Source organism: Azospirillum sp. Sh1, from assembly GCF_008365135.1.
Lineage (GTDB): Bacteria > Pseudomonadota > Alphaproteobacteria > Azospirillales > Azospirillaceae > Azospirillum > Azospirillum oryzae.
Map to the genome: position 1 here is coordinate 24,055 of NZ_VTTK01000024.1, position 16,285 is coordinate 40,339.

The 16,285-nt window shown below is 69.3% G+C and carries 11 protein-coding genes; 3 read left to right on the forward strand and 8 right to left on the reverse strand.

Going from position 1 to position 16,285, the window contains the following annotated elements:
- Positions 1–102 precede the first annotated feature (102 nt).
- Positions 103–1,173: a transporter substrate-binding domain-containing protein gene (locus FZ029_RS21720; protein WP_149271879.1), complete on the reverse strand. Its 1,071-nt coding sequence runs from the start codon at positions 1,171–1,173 to the stop codon at positions 103–105.
- An 87-nt stretch (positions 1,174–1,260) separates the two neighbouring features.
- On the opposite strand from FZ029_RS21720, the gene FZ029_RS21725 reads away from it, so the two are divergent.
- Positions 1,261–4,758 (forward strand): ATP-binding protein, encoded by a 3,498-nt coding sequence (locus FZ029_RS21725; protein ID WP_149271880.1) that lies wholly within the window; start codon positions 1,261–1,263, stop codon positions 4,756–4,758.
- Positions 4,759–4,794: 36 nt separating this feature from the next.
- On the opposite strand, the gene FZ029_RS21730 is transcribed toward FZ029_RS21725, so the two are convergent.
- The 4 genes from FZ029_RS21730 to hmpA form a co-directional block, all read right to left on the reverse strand.
- A complete protein-coding gene (locus FZ029_RS21730; protein ID WP_149271881.1) occupies positions 4,795–5,448 on the reverse strand; it encodes a bifunctional 4-hydroxy-2-oxoglutarate aldolase/2-dehydro-3-deoxy-phosphogluconate aldolase in 654 nt (217 codons plus the stop codon).
- Positions 5,448–6,374, reverse strand: coding sequence for an SIS domain-containing protein (locus FZ029_RS21735; RefSeq protein ID WP_149271882.1), 927 nt, complete (start codon positions 6,372–6,374; stop codon positions 5,448–5,450). Before FZ029_RS21735 ends, FZ029_RS21730 begins: the two co-directional genes overlap by 1 nt.
- A gap of 178 nt (positions 6,375–6,552) precedes the next feature.
- Positions 6,553–8,730 (reverse strand): methyl-accepting chemotaxis protein, encoded by a 2,178-nt coding sequence (locus FZ029_RS21740; protein WP_247892433.1) that lies wholly within the window; start codon positions 8,728–8,730, stop codon positions 6,553–6,555.
- A gap of 487 nt (positions 8,731–9,217) precedes the next feature.
- Positions 9,218–10,393 carry an NO-inducible flavohemoprotein gene (gene hmpA, locus FZ029_RS21745; protein ID WP_149271883.1) on the reverse strand — a complete coding sequence of 392 codons (1,176 nt, stop codon included), beginning with the start codon at positions 10,391–10,393 and terminating at the stop codon, positions 9,218–9,220.
- A gap of 133 nt (positions 10,394–10,526) precedes the next feature.
- Between hmpA and norR the strand changes: the two genes are divergently transcribed.
- Positions 10,527–12,134 (forward strand): nitric oxide reductase transcriptional regulator NorR, encoded by a 1,608-nt coding sequence (norR, locus tag FZ029_RS21750; protein ID WP_149271884.1) that lies wholly within the window; start codon positions 10,527–10,529, stop codon positions 12,132–12,134.
- A complete protein-coding gene (locus tag FZ029_RS21755; protein WP_149271885.1) occupies positions 12,131–12,397 on the forward strand; it encodes a DUF1488 domain-containing protein in 267 nt (88 codons plus the stop codon). The genes norR and FZ029_RS21755 overlap by 4 nt, the downstream gene beginning before the upstream one ends.
- On the opposite strand, the gene FZ029_RS21760 is transcribed toward FZ029_RS21755, so the two are convergent.
- From FZ029_RS21760 to FZ029_RS21770, 3 genes are all read right to left on the reverse strand, one after another.
- A complete protein-coding gene (locus tag FZ029_RS21760; RefSeq protein ID WP_149271886.1) occupies positions 12,394–13,677 on the reverse strand; it encodes a TRAP transporter large permease in 1,284 nt (427 codons plus the stop codon). The two genes, FZ029_RS21755 and FZ029_RS21760, sit on opposite strands and share 4 nt — an antisense overlap.
- Positions 13,674–14,213: a TRAP transporter small permease gene (locus FZ029_RS21765; RefSeq protein ID WP_149271887.1), complete on the reverse strand. Its 540-nt coding sequence runs from the start codon at positions 14,211–14,213 to the stop codon at positions 13,674–13,676. The genes FZ029_RS21760 and FZ029_RS21765 overlap by 4 nt, the downstream gene beginning before the upstream one ends.
- Before the next feature lie 79 nt (positions 14,214–14,292).
- A complete protein-coding gene (locus tag FZ029_RS21770) occupies positions 14,293–16,146 on the reverse strand; it encodes a histidine kinase N-terminal 7TM domain-containing protein (RefSeq protein ID WP_149271888.1) in 1,854 nt (617 codons plus the stop codon).
- Positions 16,147–16,285 lie beyond the last annotated feature (139 nt).

Genomic DNA, 16,285 nt, shown 5'->3' on the forward strand with positions numbered 1-16,285 from the left:
GAACTATCGGCGTCACCCCCGACCATGGTCGGGGGGCAACGGAGCGCGGTATTGGGTTACACTATCCTATTGTGCGAATTCAGCTGCTTGCCGGAACGCCCCTTACTGAAAAACCGGGGCGTAGAGCAGCCCGCCCAGCGTCCAGGGCCGGTTCATGCCGCGGTCCAGCTTGAAGGGGGAGCGGCTGCCGAGATTGCGGTCGAAGATCTCGCCGTAATTCCCGACCTGCACCACCGCCTGATAGGCCCAGTCAGGGCGCAGGCCCGCCTTCGCCGCCACCTCCGGCATGCCGGACAGCAGGCGCCGCATCTCGCTGCTGCCGGTGATGCGCTGGAAATTGGCGTTGGCGCCGGTAACGCCGGCATCGTCGGTCAGGAACAGCGCGAACATGACCCAGCGCACCGCCGCCATCCACATGCGGTCGCTGTTGGGCGTCAGCGGGGCCAGCGGCTCGCGGGAGGCAACGGGAGAGATCACGGGGGTGTCGGCGATTTCCAGCGCATCCTGCGGCGCGTCCAGCATATGCAGCGCCGTGGTCAGCAATGCCCGGTCGGCGCTGACCGCCGCGCAGTCACGGCTGAGGAAGGCCTCCAGCGCGTCGGGCCAACCCGGAAAGCTGCGGACTTTCCAAGGCCGCTTGCCGCCGGCGATCAGCGACTCCAGCTCGGCCTGGGTGGTGGTGCCGGCCGGGACGCAGACGGTCAGCTCGCCGTCCAGCGCCGACCGGCCATCGGGCAGCCGCCACGCGGCGATCCCCTGCACGTCGTAGAAGATCGGCGGCCCGAAATCGACGGCATAGGTCGCATCGCGGGTCAGCGTCCAAGAGGTCTGGGCGAAGGAGACGTCGACCTCGCCGGCGGCGACGGCGTCGAACTCCTGCAGCTTCGACAGCCGGCGGATCTCGATGGCGTCGGCCTTGCCCAGCACCGCGGCGGCCAGCGCCCGGCACAGATCGACCATGAAGCCGACCGGACGGCCGCCGTCGTCGTTGGCGGCGAAGCCGGGATTGAAGGACACCCCGCAGCGCACGACCCCACGCCGCTCGATCTCCGCCAGTACCGGCCGGTCGCCGTTGCGTGCGGCGGAAGCGTCCGGCTGCGCCGCGGCGGCACCGGCGAAGAGCTGAAGCGCCAGCAGCAGGCCGAACGCGACGGCAACAGGCTTCAACCCCATCCTTCTCCCCTTATCCGACGGATTGGCTATGATACGCTGCGTTCGTTCTCGCGCAAACGATGCGGGGCCAGGGAAGCAGGGACAGGAATGGCGGACGGCAGCGGGTCGGGGTCTGGCGGTTCTGAACCGGGCAAGGCCGGGATGGTCAGGATCGGCGTCGGGGCGCGGCTGTTCGGCGCGCTCGCCTTCAACGGGCTGGTCGCGTTCCTGATCGGGCTGGGCGCCTACATCGCCTTCGACGGGCTGCATGCCGGCATCACCAAGGTCACGTCGGAGCAGTTCCCGGCCGTCGTCGCCTCCGCCAAGCTGGAGCGCCAGCACCAGCGGATCATGCGGACCCTGGAACAATTGGCTCTCTCGGAAGAGAATTTCGGACGCGAAACGATCAAGCAGGGGCTGGCCGACCAGTTGGACGGCTATGACCGGCTGCTGGCGGAGTTGGATTCGGCCGACGGCCGGCAGGCCCAGCGGATCGCCGGGCTGAAGCTTCAGCGCGACGAGATCCTGCGGCTGCGCGACTCCATCGACCGCGGCGTCGCCGCCCGCATCACCGCCCGCCGCGCCCTGGCCGACCGCACCCGCGACGTGCGGCGGATGGCCGACGCCCTGGCCGAACCGGCTCTGCGCGGGGTGGAGGATGCCGGCGTGCAGCGCTGGCTGGCGATGGCGGAGCGGCTGCTGTTCCTGATCGCCTCGGTCCATCAGGCGGAGAACAGCTTCGCGCTTGCCCGGCTGGCCGACAGCGCGGCGGCGCAATTGGCGGCGCTGGACGGCTCGGTTCCGGCGGGGGACGTGTCGGAACGGCTTGCCCGGCTGGCCGAAGGCATGCGGTCGGTGGTGGAAGGCGACCGCTCCGTCTTCCGCCAGCGGCAGGCGGAATTGCAGGCGTCGGAGATGCTGAACGGCCTGGTCGACCGCGCCAATCAGGTGTCGCTGGTCAACACCGGGCTGAACACCGGCATCTTCGTGGAGCAGACCAAGGCGGCGGAGGAAAGCCGCCAGCAGATCATCGAGGTGTCGACCACCTACACCCGCCTGTTCTTCGCCTCGGTCGGTGTGGTCGTGTTGGGGATGGTGCTGTCGGTGCTGTATGTGCGGCGCAAGGTGCTGGCCCGGCTGTGGGCGGTCAGCGAGGCGATCCGCGACCGCACCGGCGGCGGCCGGGCCGAAGTGCCGGTGACCGGCGCCGACGAGATCGGCCAGCTTGCCCGCGCCTTGCGCTTCTACATCCAGGAGACGGAGGACAAGAGCGCGGCGCTCCGCCGCAACGAGCAGTGGCTGCGCACGGTGCTGGAGGCGGCACCCGTCCCGCTGGTGATCTCCGGCCGCGCCGACGGCCAGATCCGCTTCGTCAACCGCCGCGCCGCCGACCTGTTCGAAGTGGACGAGGCCGGCGACCTGCTGGGCCGTCCGGCCGCCAGCGTCTGGTACGTTCCGCAGGTGCGCGACGAGTTCGTCCGCGACGTCTTTTCCAGCGGCCTCGCGCTCGATGTGGAAACGGAACTGGTGACCCAGTCCGGTCGCCGGCTGTGGGGGCTGCTGTCCGGCATCGCCTTCGAATTCCAGGGCGAGGAGGTGCTGCTCAGTTCGGTTGTCGACATCACCCGCCGCCGCGAGGCGGAGGAGCTGTTGCGGCGGACCCAGGCCTTCCTGGATGCGGTGATCGACAATGTGCCGAGCGTCCTCTACGTGCTGGACGGCGACAGCGGTCGTGTCTTGCTGTGGAACCGGGCGGCGGAGGATTGTTTCGGCACCCGCCGCGCCGACATCGAGAACCGTACTCTCGCCGAGGTTCTGGGGCCGGAGACCGGCAGGGCGCTTGCCGGCGGCGATCCCGGTTCGATGCGCTCGCTGGGGGTGGAGGAGCTGGTGCTTCCCCGCAACGGCGAGAACGCCGTCTTCGCCCTGCAGCGCCATCCCTTCGAATGGTCGGGCGACGGACGCTGCCGGATCATCTGCGTCGCCAACGACATCACCGCCTCGCGCCGGGCGCGCGAGGAATTGCGGCAGGCCAAGGAACGGGCGGAGCGGGCCGACGCCGCCAAGACCGAATTCCTCGCCACCGTCAGCCACGAGATGCGTACGCCGCTGAACGGCATCCTCGGCCTGTGCCGGCTTCTGCTGACCGGGCAACTGCACGCCGGGGAACGGCGCTATGCCATGTCGATCATGCGCTGCGGCCATGGACTGCTCGATCAGGTCAACGACATCCTGGATCTGCGCAAGATCGAGGACGGCAAGCTGGACCTCGACCCGGCTCCCTGCGCCCTGCTGCCGGTGCTGGAGGAGGTCGTTGCGACGGTGGAAGGACTGGCCAACGAGAAGGGGATCGACCTCGACCTCGACATCGCGCCGGAGGTCCCGGAATTGGTGATTGTCGATCGCCAGCGGCTGCGCCAGATCCTGGTGAACCTCGTCGGCAACGCGGTGAAGTTCACCGAACGCGGCGGGGTGGACCTGCGCGTCGAAATCGAACCGGCGCCGGAACGTTCCGGGTCCGGAGAGATGCTGCGTCTGGCCGTGCGCGACACCGGCATCGGTGTGCCGGCGGACCGGCGCGCCGCTATTTTCGAAAAGCTGGAGCAGGCCGATCCCACCATTGCCCGGCGTTTCGGCGGCAGCGGGCTGGGACTGGCCATCGTCCGCCACTTGCTGGATGCCATGCAGGGCAGCATCCGCGTCGACAGCGCGGAGGGGCTGGGCAGCGTCTTCACCGTCACGATTCCATTGCAGCGGGTGATCGAGCCGGCGCTTCCCGCCCGGCCCGGCCGGCTTCTGCCGATCAGCCGGGTGCGCTCGCTGGCCCTGCTGCTGGTGGAGGACGACGCGATCAACCGCGAGGTGGCGCTGGGCCTGCTGTCCGACGCCGGCCACCGCATCACCGTTGCGGAGACCGGCGAAAAGGCGCTGGAATTGGCGACCCGGCGGCGCTTCGACGCCATCCTGCTGGACATTCGCCTGCCCGACATCGACGGGCCGGAGGTGGCGCGCCGCATCCGCGCCCTGGAGGACGCCGACCGCGCGGCGGTGCCGATCGTGGCGGTGACTGCCAACGTCTTTGCCGCCGACCGCGCCCGCTACATCGCCGCCGGCATCGATGCGGTGATCGAGAAGCCGATCTTCCCGGAACGGCTGATGCACCTGCTGTCGAACGCCGTCGCCGCGCGGTCCGACGATGACGAGGAACCGGCGATCGGGATGGATCCGGCCGAGCCGCCGCCCCGTCCGCCGGTGGTGGAGGACGATGTGAACGAGGAGATTCTGGAGCGCTACATCCGCTCCCTCGGCCCCGCTCGCTTCGCCACCATCCGCGGCCTGCTGCTGGAATCGGCGCAGGACGGGTTGCCGCGCCTGACCGCCGCCGACAGCTCCGACGACGAGATCGAGGACATCGCCCACCGGCTTGCCGGCGCCGCCAGCCATTTCGGCCTGACCGCTTTCGTCGGCCTGATGCGCGCGGTGGAGGACGGCATGCGCGAAGGCCGCCGGGCCGAGGCGCAGGAGTTGGCCGCCACCGCGGAGTCGGCGTTCAGCCGCGGCCTTGCGGCGATGGATGCGGTGCGGGGTGTGCTGGAGGGGGTTTGAGGCGGGAGTTTGGCGTCCCGCCTCAATCATGAATCCTCAGGCCCCCTTGGCGGCGCGATAGGCTTCCATCAACTGGCGTCCGGCGGCGAGGATCCCCTCGCGGTCACCGTTCTTGACCAGGGTTTCATCGACCAGCTTGCCGCCGGCGCCGACGCAGGCCACGCCGGCCGCGACATAGGACGCCACGGTGGTGGCGTCGATGCCGCCGGTGGGGACGAAGCGGACGCCGGGGAAAACCGACTTCAGCGCCTTGATGTGCGCCGGGCCGACGGTGGAGGCCGGGAAGATCTTGATGGCATCGGCACCGGCGGAAATCGCGGCATGCACCTCGGTCGGGGTCAGGGCGCCCATCAGGCAGGCCACGCCATGGTCGCGGCAGGCGGCGGCCACCTTCGGCACGACGCAGGGCGAGACCACGTACTTGGCGCCGGCCTTCACCACGTCGGCGACGGCGGCGGGGGTCAGGACGGTGCCGGCGCCGATCAGGGCGCCGCCCTCGGCCGACAGCTCCTCGATCAGGCCGACGGCGCCGGGGGTGGTCATGGTGATCTCGAAGGTGCCGTACCCGGCCTCGCGCAGCCAGGTGACGGCGGTGCGCGCCAGATCGGCGGAGCTGTTGCGGATGACCGGGACGACGCCGTAGGCGACGAGTTGGTCCAGGATTTCGACGGGGTTTTGAGTGGTGGACATCAGGATTCCTCGGATTTCTTCTGGATGATTTGGGATATGGGGTTTGACGGGGAAGCCGGCCGCTCCGGCACGCGGTGGTGCCCGGCCAGGACCGCCTTGATGCGGGCCAGACGGCGGTCGAGACCCGGCGGGGCCTGCAAGCCGACCGCGACGGTCAGCACGTCGATCAGCGCCAATTGCGCCAGCCGCGAGGCCATCGGGGTGTGGACGGCGGTATCCTCGTCGACGTCGACGGTCAGGCGGATGTCCGCGCGTTCGGCCAGCGGAGTCGCGGACGCGGTGATGGCGATCACCGTGGCGCCGCCGTCGCGGGCGATGGCGGCGACGTCGAAGATCTCGTCGCTGGTGCCGGTCTTTGAAATCGCCAGCAGGGCGTCGCCGGGGCCGAGAGTCGCCGCCGCCATCGCCTGAAGATGGGCGTCGGTGCTGGCGGTGACCTGCGGCAGCAGGCGGAACAGCTTGTGATGGGCGTCCAGCGCCACCGCGCCCGACGCGCCGACGCCGACGATCTGCACCCGCCGCGCCCGCGCCAGCACACCGGCCGCCTTTTCGAGCGCGATGCTGTCGAGCCGGCCGCGCAGACGGACCAGCGCGTCGATGGAGCGGTTCAGAACCTTTTCCGCCGCACTGGCGACGCTGTCTCCAGGGGTGAGGTCGCGCACCAGCGGGGTCGGTCGGTCGCCGACCTCCTCCCGCACGGCGGAGGCCGCCAGATGCTGGGCCAGCGAGATCTTGAATTCCTGGAAGCCGCCGAAGCCGGCGGAGCGGCAGAAGCGCAGGACCGACGGTTCGCTGACCCCCGCCTTCCCGGCCAGCTGTGCCAGACTGTCGCGGACCGCGGCCTCCGGATCGGCCAGAACGGTGCGGGCCACCGCGGCTTCCGCGCGGCGCAGGCTGTCGAGGGACGAGGCGATGGTGTCGAGCATGGGAGGGCCAGCGTGGCTGCCGAGAGACAAATGTAGTTTTACTACAGAAGCGCGGCTTTGTCGACCCGCCTGTGAAGCAACGCTACATTTTGTCCGCGCACCCAGCGCCGGAAGATGTCCCGGGAGGATGGGCGCGAAGCGTCCTCTCCCGGGGCTCTCTGCGGATTTTCGATTCGCCTTACGCCGACCGCACCTGACTGAGGAAGCGGTCGATCTGCTGCTGGAGACGGCCGGTCTGGGTCGAGACCTCCTGGGCGACCGACAGGACCTCCTGCGCCGACTGGCCGGTCTGGCCGGCGGCGGTGCGGACCTGACCGATGTTCTGGGAGGCCTGGGCGGTGCCGCCCGCCGCCTGCTGAACGTTGCGGGCGATCTCCGACGTGGCGGCGCCCTGCTCCTCCACCGCCGCGGCGATGCTGGCAGCGATGTCGTTCAGGCGGCCGATGGTCAGGCCGATGCTGCGGATGGCGTTCACCGCCTCGCCGGTCGCCTGCTGCATGGCGCCAATCTGGCCGGCGATCTGCTCGGTGGCCTTGGCCGTCTGGCTGGCCAACTGCTTGACCTCCTGCGCCACGACGGCGAAGCCCTTGCCGGCCTCGCCAGCCCGCGCCGCCTCGATGGTCGCGTTCAGCGCCAGCAGGTTGGTTTGGCCGGCGATGTCGGAGATCAGGTCGAGCACCGCGCCGATGCGGCTGGCGGCCTCGTTCAGTTCGCGCATGGTGCTGTCGGTGCGGTCGGCCTCGTTTGCCGCCTTGGCGGCGATGGTCGCCGATTCGGTCACCTGCCGGGCGATCTCGCTGATCGACTGCGACAGCTCATGCGCGGCCGACGCGGCGCCATCGACGTTGACCGACGCGGTCTCCGCCGCCTCGGCGGCGCTGCCGGCCTGACGGGAGGTGTCGTCGGCGGTCGCCACCATGCCGGCGGCGGTCTGATGCATCTGGGTCGCGGCGGCCGATACGGTTTCCACCACCGTCTTCACGCCGTTCTCGAACTGGTCGGCCAGCGACAGCATGGTCTGGCGGCGTTCACCGGCGGCCCGCTGGCGTTCGGCCTCGGCGGCGGCGCGGGTGGTCTCCACCTCGCGCGCGGTGTCGCGGAAGACGAGCAGCGCCGCCCCCATCTCCGCGATCTCGTCATGGCCGCTCAGCTTGATCTCGGCGTCCAGGTCGCCGGCGGCGATCCGGCCCATTCCGGTCTTCAGGTCCATCATCCGGCGGATGACGATGCGGCCGATGTAGAGCCAGACGACCAGGATCGACACCAGGATGCTGGCGACGGCGACGGCGATCTGCATCAGCCGGCTGTTGTCCAGCATCCGGGTGGTGGCGCCGCTGGCCTCGGCGATGCTGTGCTTCTGGCCCTCGACCAGGGTGGCGATCCCCTTGGACAGGGTGGTGGTCAGGGCGTGGTTGCTCTCCAGCAGCTGGACGAAATAGCCCTGGATCAGCAGTTCCTTCTGCCTGATGGTGACCAGCGAGTTCTCGCCGATCGAATAGCCGTTCAGCAGGTCCGCCTGCTTGGAGGCGACGGCGGCCAACCGCTCCGGCAGTCCCTGGGCACCGTTGGACAGGCCGGCGAGCGACACGCCGACCCGCGTCTCGATGATCGCCAGCCGCTGGTCGTCGCTGGTCGTCGCAGCTTCCATCAGCATGTTGCGGATGTTGGCCGCCTCCGTCGTGGCGGCCATCAACGGCTTTTTCTGGGCCGTGATCTTGGACAGGGTGGCCGCCGCTTCGCGCATCGCGGCAGCATCGGCATCCGGCTCCGCCAGGGTCGAGCGGGCCTGTTCCTCGTCATTGTTCAGGACGGAGGTCCAGGGGGCGGCGAATTTCTGGATCTCCGCTTCGGCCGCCATCACCTTCGGCAGCATCGCCGTACGCTCGGCGGCGAGCGCCACCCGTTCGGCCGCCGCCTGGTCGAGCTGCACGAGGTTGTTGAGCAGCCCCTGCGACGCCTCCTCGATGGCGGCGAGCTGGTCTCCGGCGGAGCCGGTGGCGCGCAGACGGGACAGCCGGGCGTTGAATTCCTCCTTCGCCGCGGCGATGCGGGCGGAGACCGCTTCCCGCGCGGAGGCGTCGGCGGCGGAGGTCAGGGCCGGGGCCAGCGCCACCAGCCGTTCGGCCTGCTGCGCCACCGCCATGCCCTCGGTCATCGCCGGCACCGCTTCGCCGACGATGGCGTCGATGGTGGTGCGCACGTTCGCATAGCCGATCAGCGCCACGGCGGCGGCGACCAGCGTGCCGGACAGCACCACGCCGATCGCGATCATCAGCTTGGCGCGCAGCCCGGAATACCACGCGCCGCCTTTCGCGGGCGTGCCCTGGAGCATCATGCTCCGGCTATCGTTCGACATACCGTCCTCCCCCCTCGGTGCTCTCGGGCACCAGCGCTCCACACGTCACTGCGGCCGGCCGTTCCGGCTCTCGCCGCATCACCGTTTCCTCCGTCCCCATCCAGCGACTGCCGGCGGCGATGTCACGGGAAAGGAACAATTGCAAATAATTTGACCGTTCCGTGACTAGGAAAGCGCCAAAATCGCTAAGAAAGAAATAAGGAGAATCCACGATTCTTCCGCATTTCGTTGCGGATCATGCCGCATCGCAATGGACGGCAAGCCGTGCCACACGAGGATTTCACCGAAAAGGAGCACACTCTGTCGGACGCAAGTCGGAATGGTGGCGTATGTCGCGGGAAATCACATCTGATTTAGGTGATATAACAGATTTACTCGCAACCACCGGACGCACCGGCAATGAGCGGGCGGACATCGGCCAAAAAAAGGGCCGGCCTTGGGAAAGGCCGGCTCCTGCAGTCGGAGGCACTGTTGTTCCGGTGCCGCGTCAGGCGAGCGCTTCCCGCGGACCGAAGAACTCGTGGACGATCGACGACTCCGGCAGACCAAGCGCGGTCAGCGCCTTGACCACCGCGGCCATGAAGGGCTTCGGGCCGACGACATAGGCGGCCACGCCCGGCTCCTTCGGCAGCAGGTTGGCCAGACGCTCCTGGTCGAGCAGGCCGACCATGTGCGGCTTGTCGCCCGGCTGCGGCTCCGCATAGCAATAGACCGGCTTCAGCGCCTCATGCAGGGCGGCCAGCTCGTCGATCTGCTGCCGGAAGGCGTGGACCGAGCCGTTGAGCGCGGCATGCACGTAGATGACCTTGCGGCCGGCCGCCAGCGCCTGTTCGGCCAGCGGCAGGGCGGGGGTCTGGCCGACGCCGCCGGTGATCAGCAGCAGCGGGCCGGCGCCCTCGCGCAGCACGAACTCGCCGGCCGGCGGATAGACGTCGATCTCGTCACCGACCTGCACGCGGTCATGCAGGAAGCCGGACACCAGACCCTGCGGCTCGCGCTTCACCGAGATGCGGTAGTCCCGGCCGTTCGGCGAGGCCGAGAGGCTGTAGTTGCGGTGGACGGTGTCGCCGTCGACGGTCAGGCGCAAGCCGAGATACTGGCCGGGATGGAAGTCCATCACCCGCCCGCCATCGACCGGAGCCAGCCGGAACGAGGTGATGACGGCGCTTTCCGGCGTCTTCTCGACGATCCGGAAGCGCCGGGCGCCGCGCCAGCCGCCGGTCAGCGCCGCCTTGCGGGCATATTCCGTCTCCTCCGCCGCGATCAGCAGGTCGGCCAACTGCCAGTAGGCCGCGCCCCAGGCGTCGGCGACCTCGGCCGTCACCGCGTCGCCCAGCACCTTGCCGATGGCCTCCATCAGGCAGGTGCCGACGATCTTGTACTGGTCGGGGGTGATGTTGAGCGAAACATGCTTCTGCACGATGGCCTCCACCGCCGGACCCAGAACCTCGAGCCGGTCGATGTTGGAGGCGTAGGCGATGATGGCGTTGGCCAGCGCTTCCGGCTGGGCACTGCTGCGCTGGTGGCTCTGGTTGAAGACGGCGCGCACCTCGGGGAAGCGTTCGAACATCAGCGGATAGAAGGTTCCGGTGATCTTGTTGGCGTTGGCGGCAACGACGGGGGCGGTGGCCTTGATGACGGCGATCTGGGCAGGCGTCAGCATGAAGAGGGCAATCCTTTTGCGCGTCACGATGTCGCAACGGAATGGCAAACCCTGTGCCAAAGCGACGCAGCCCGGGATTCCGCACCGCACAGAAGGTGCGTTGTCAAAGCGACCGCGCACGCTATGATGTCGAATGGACAACGGAGCGGTCATTTCGACAACATCTCTTCCCCTGGAGCAAGTCGGGGCGCTGCTGCTTGCGCTGGACGATCCGGCACGGCTGTGGCCCCTGCTGCTCGACCTGATGTCCCGCCATCTGCCCTGCGACGCCTGCGCGCTGCTGCGCCATGACGGCCGCTCCGATGGCGGTAGGGCGGGGGTGGGGCTGCTGGTTCCGCTCGCCACGCGCGGGCTCAGTCCGGACACGCTCGGCCGCCGTTTCGAACTGGGCGAGCATCCCCGCCTGCAGGCGATCGCCGAAGCCGATGGCGGGCCGCTGCGCTTCCCCGCCGGCTGCGAGTTGCCGGACCCCTATGACGGGCTGATCCCCGACCTTAGCCAGCGGCTGCACGTCCATGACTGCGTCGGGGCACCGTTGAGCGTCGACGGGCGGTCCTGGGGTGTGCTGACGCTGGACGCGCTGAACGAGGGGCGTTTCGACGGCTGGGACGGGGCGATTGCCGCCTGGGCGCAGCTGACGGCCGACCTCGCGACCGCGGTGGAGCGGCGGGCGGCAGAGGACGCGGCCATGGCAGCGGATGGCGGAACGGCCTTGCGAATCCTCGACGATCCGCCGCAGGGGCTCGATTTCGCTCCCGTCGGCAGCAGTCCGGCGATGGCGGCCCTGCTGGCGGAGGTCGACAGCGTGGCGGCCAGCGACCTCGTCGTGCTGGTGCTGGGCGAGACCGGGGTGGGAAAGGAGCTGGTGGCCCGCCGGCTGCACAGCCGCTCCCCCCGCGCCGCCGGGGCGCTCGTCCATGTCAACTGCGCCGCCCTGCCGGACGCGCTGGTGGAAAGCGAGCTGTTCGGCCATATGCGCGGCGCCTTCTCCGGTGCGGTCGCCGACCGGCGCGGCAAGTTCGAACTGGCCGACGGCGGCACCCTGTTCCTGGACGAGGTCGGCGAACTGCCGCTGGCGGCGCAGGCCAAGATGCTGCGGGCGCTGCAGAACGGCGAGATCCAGCGCGTCGGCTCCGATCGCCACATCACCGTCGACGTGCGGGTGATCGCCGCCACCAACCGCGACTTGGCTGCTGAGGTGCGGGAGGGCCGCTTCCGCGCCGACGTCTATCACCGGCTCAGCGTCTATCCGCTGCGGGTGCCGCCGCTGCGCGACCGCGGCACCGACATCCTGCGGCTGGCCGGCCTGTTCCTGGAGCGCAACCGGGCGCGGCTCGGCCTGCGCAACCTGCGCCTGTCGTCGGCGGCGGAACGGCGCATGCTGGCCTATCCCTGGCCCGGCAACGTGCGCGAGTTGGAGCACGCCATCGGCAGAGGCGCCATCCGCGCCCGCGTCGCCCGTCCGCCGGACGGCGGCGTGCTGACCCTGACACCGGCGGATCTCGGGCTGGAAGTGGGGGAGGGGAGTGCGGTAGCGACAACGGCGCAGCGGCCCCGCCCGCCGGAACCGCCGGACCTGCCCGAACTGCCGTTGCGCGATGCGGTGGAGGACCTCGAACGCCGGATGATCCGCGAGCATCTGGCCCGCCACGACGGAAACTGGGCGCAGGCGGCACGGTCGCTCGGGCTGGACCGCAGCAACCTGTTCCGTCTCGCCCGGCGGCTGGGGCTGCGCGAATGAGCGCGGAGGGGCTGTCCTGGCGGGCGGAGATCGACGCGCTGGTCTTCCGCCCGACCGGCCATGGCGGCTGGTGCGCCGTCCACCGTCTGGCCTTCCGCGCCCTGCTCGATAATCGGAACCCGGCGCCGGAGGACTGCCTCGCCTACGCAGGCGCAAACCGTAGAGCGTTCGAGGCCGCGGCGGCTGACAAGATCGCAAGGCGCGGCTACGACGCCGCGGCCAGCCTGCATCTGACCAGCCGCGATGTCGCCCGCTTCCTCTAGAACCCCATCTGCCGCGGCATCCACAGCGCCAGATCCGGCCACAGGATCACCGCCACCACCACCAGCAGCATGGTGACCAGCGGCCACATCACCCAACGCAGGGTGCTTTCCATCGAACAGCCGGTCATGCGGCAGGCCACCATCAGGTTGACCGCCATCGGCGGGGTGAATTGACCGACGGCGATCATCAGGGTCAGGATGACGCCGAACCAGGTCAGGTCCCACTTGTAGGCGGTGGCGATCGGGATCAGCAGCGGCAGCAGGATGATGAAGATCGAGATGCCGTCCAGGAAGGTGCCGATGATGGTCAGCATCACCACCAGCAGCGCCATCACGCCATATTCGCCAAGGCCCGAGTGGATGATGGCGTCGGCGATGGGGTCGATCACCGACAGGGTGCTCAGCGCCCAGCCGAACACGCTGGCCAGCGCGATCACCGTCAGGATGATGGCGGAGATCTCCGCCGCCTCCACCAGCATGGAATAGAGGTCGCGGAAACGGATGGTGCGGTAGACCACCATGCCGAGCAGCAGGCCGTAGGCCACCGCGATCACCGCCGCCTCGGTCGGGGTGAAGATGCCGAGCCGCAGGCCGCCCAGGATGATGACCTTGGCGAACAGGCCCAGCGATGCGTCCCACAGGCTGCGCCAGAAGGGCGGGCGCGGCTCGTGCGACAGCTTGGCGCCCAGGTTGTGTTTCCGCGCCAGCCAGAAGACCGGGATGATCAGGGCGAGGCCGGCCAGCGTGCCGGGGATGATGCCGGCGGCGAACATCGAGGTGGTCGGGGCGGCCGGCACCAGCACGCTGTAGATGATCAGCGCGACCGACGGCGGGATCAGGATGTCGGTGGCCGCCGCCGCGGCGATGACGCTGGCGATGTAGGGGCGGGGATAGCCGGCGCGGATCATGCTCGGCGCCATCACGCCGCACACCGCCGCGGCGATGGCCGGGCCGGATCCGGAGATGCCGCCCATCATCATCGCCACCACCACCGCGATGATCGCCAGCGCGCCCTTGCCCTGGCCGACGATGGCGGTGGCGAAGCGCACCAGCTTCTGCGCAACGCCCGAGCGGTCGAAGATGGTGCCGGCCAGGACGAACATCGGGATGGTCAGCAGCGGATATTTGGCGATGCCGGTATAGACGCTGGTGGGGACCGAGATGACGCCCAGATGGGCGAAGGCGATTGCGGCGGTGCCGGCCAGCCCCAGGGCGGCGGCGATCGGCACGCCCGCCAACATCATGACCAGGAAGGAGCCGAAGAGGAGGGTGGTGATCACGGCTCACCCTCCGGGATATGTCCGGTTTCCAGCGGTTCGGTGCCGCGATGGATGCGGATCATGCGGCCGATGGTGCGGGCCAGCACCACCAGCGACAGCACCGGCAGCCAGATCGTGTAGATCCATTGCGGCAGCCCCAGTGCCGGCGAAGTCACCTCGAACCGGTAGTCGTCCCAGGTCGTCCAGGTGCCGTAGACCACCAGCAGCCCGTACATCAGCGCGACGCAGGCCATGGCGAACTGCTCCGTCCGGCGGCGGTTGGTGGGCGACAGCTTGTCGGTGATGAAGGTGATGCGGATGTGCCGATCCTTCACCACCGCGGCCGACGCGCCGAGGAAGGTCAGGATAACCATCAGCGCGATCGAATATTCCTCGGTGAAGGCGAAGGAAACGTCGGTCAGATAGCGCACCACGACGTTGGCGAAGGTGATCAGCGCCACCACCCCCATGGTGATGGCGACCAGCACCTCTTCGATGCCCAGGGGGACGCGGGGTTTCGGCACCGGCCGGACGACGGTGGGGTCGTGATCGCTCATATTGCCAGGGTCCAGATGGAGGGAGCGGGATTATTCCCTTCACCTGTCAATCAATGCAAGAAACGATCTCTCCGACGGATTAATCCGCCGGCATGCCGGCCATCCGATCTTCGCAGGGCGTCTCTTCATACAGCGGGATCCGCAGGGTGAAGACGCTGCCCCCGCCCAGCCGGCTGTCCACTGTTACTGTTCCGCCGTGCAGGGCGGCGATGCGGCGGACCATGTTCAGCCCGACGCCGCTGCCCGCCGCCGTGCCTGTGTTGGACGCGCGGAAGAAGCGGTCGAACACCCGCTCCCGCTCGCTGTCCGGAATGCCGATGCCCTGGTCGGCCACGGACAACGCCAGATGCGATTGCGCCAGATGCGATTGCCCGTCCGGCCCTTGTTCGCTCCAGGCGCGCAGCCGGACCGGCGTGCCGGCAGGCGAATATTTCAGCGCGTTGTTCAGCAGGTTGTGGACGCAAAGCTCCAGCATCGGGCCGTCGCCGGTCATCCGCTCCGGACAGCCGTCCAGCTCCAGCTCGATCCGCCGGCCGGGCGCGGCGTCGCCCTGGGCCGAGGCGGCGGCGCGCAGCAGGGCCGGCAACTCCAGCGGATCGCGGCGGAGCGCGAAGGCGGGGTCGTTCAGCCGGTCGTCGGCAAGGCAGGTCTCCAGGATATTGACCTGCCGGCGCACGGCCCGGCGGATCTTCTCCAGCCGCGGCAGCATGCCGGGAGCCTTCACCTCCGCATCCATCAGCAGAAGCTGGGCGGCGCCGTCGATGATGGCGAGCGGGGTCTTGAACTCGTGCGCTGCCATCGACAGGAAGCCGTTCAGCGCCCGCTTGGCCTCCTGCTCCGCCATCAGCCGCTCCTCCGCCTCCAGCCGGGCGAGGTCGAGGCGCCGCACGGTGTCCTCCAGCCGCATCTCGGCCCGGCGGCGGTGGGTGACGTCGCGCAGCATCAGCAGGCAGCCGACCTTGCGCGCCGCAACCCGCCCGCCGGCGTTGCCGGAGGTGAGCGGGACGCGCGTCGCCTCGAAACTGCGCAGGGTGCCGTCGCTCTCCAGGGTCAGCGGCGCCGGCAGGGCGATGTCCCGCGGCGACAGCGCCGACAGGCCGGGGAGGTCGGCCAGCCGGCGGCCGATCGGCGTGCCGTCGGGCACCAGTGCCAGGGCGGCCGGGTTCGCCTCCACCACGGTGCCGTCGGCATCGAGCACCAGCACCGGATCGGGCACCGCATCCAGCAGGGCGTCGCGGGCGACCGGCAGCAGGACGAACAGGCGCCGCCGGGTGATCAGCCAGTAGAACACCGCGCCCATCAGCAGGAAGCTGAAGGGAGTGGGGTCGAAGTCGAACAGGGTCAGGTTGCCGGTGACATAGCCGACATTCGCCACCCACGGCACCGCCATAGCCACCAGGAAGCCCAGGTAATGGGTGCGGTAGGCCGGCGTGGCCCGGTGGATGCCGCTGGCGGTGACGACGATGCTCATCACCATGAAGGCATAGAGATAGATGGTGACGGCGAAGAACAGCAGGCCGTGGCTGTAGACCAGCGCGGCGCCCGGCGCCTCGCTGATCGGTTGGATCGCCGTATAGATCAGTCGATGGGCATCGTTGGTCAGCGCCGCCGCCCAGGTGAGCAGTCCCACCACGACCGGCACCAGCCGCCAGCGCGCCGCCAGCTCCTCCCGCGTGTACGACCACAGGAACAGCGCCCAGAAGCTGGGGGTGCAGACGATGCCGAACCAGGCCATCTCGGCCCAGAACAGCTTGTCCGTCGGGGCCGGGACGATGGTTTCGACGGCGGCGGCCGTCGCCCACCAGGAAGCGGACAGCTGCATCGCCACGAAGTTGAATCGTCCGGGAAAGGGCGGCAGAGCCCAGCTGCGCCACGCCGTCCACAGGGTCGCCAGCACCGCGGCAAGCAGGAGAAGGGCCGGCAGGGTCAGCATGGCTGAACGGAGGGGACGGGCAAGATGACTCCGGAAAGCGCTACGGGCCGCAGCATGGACCGGCCGGCTGCGACTCCGCAAGAGCCTGCGGCAACGTGATCGGCATTGTCCCAAGGGGCTCTCGGCCATTGCGGAATCC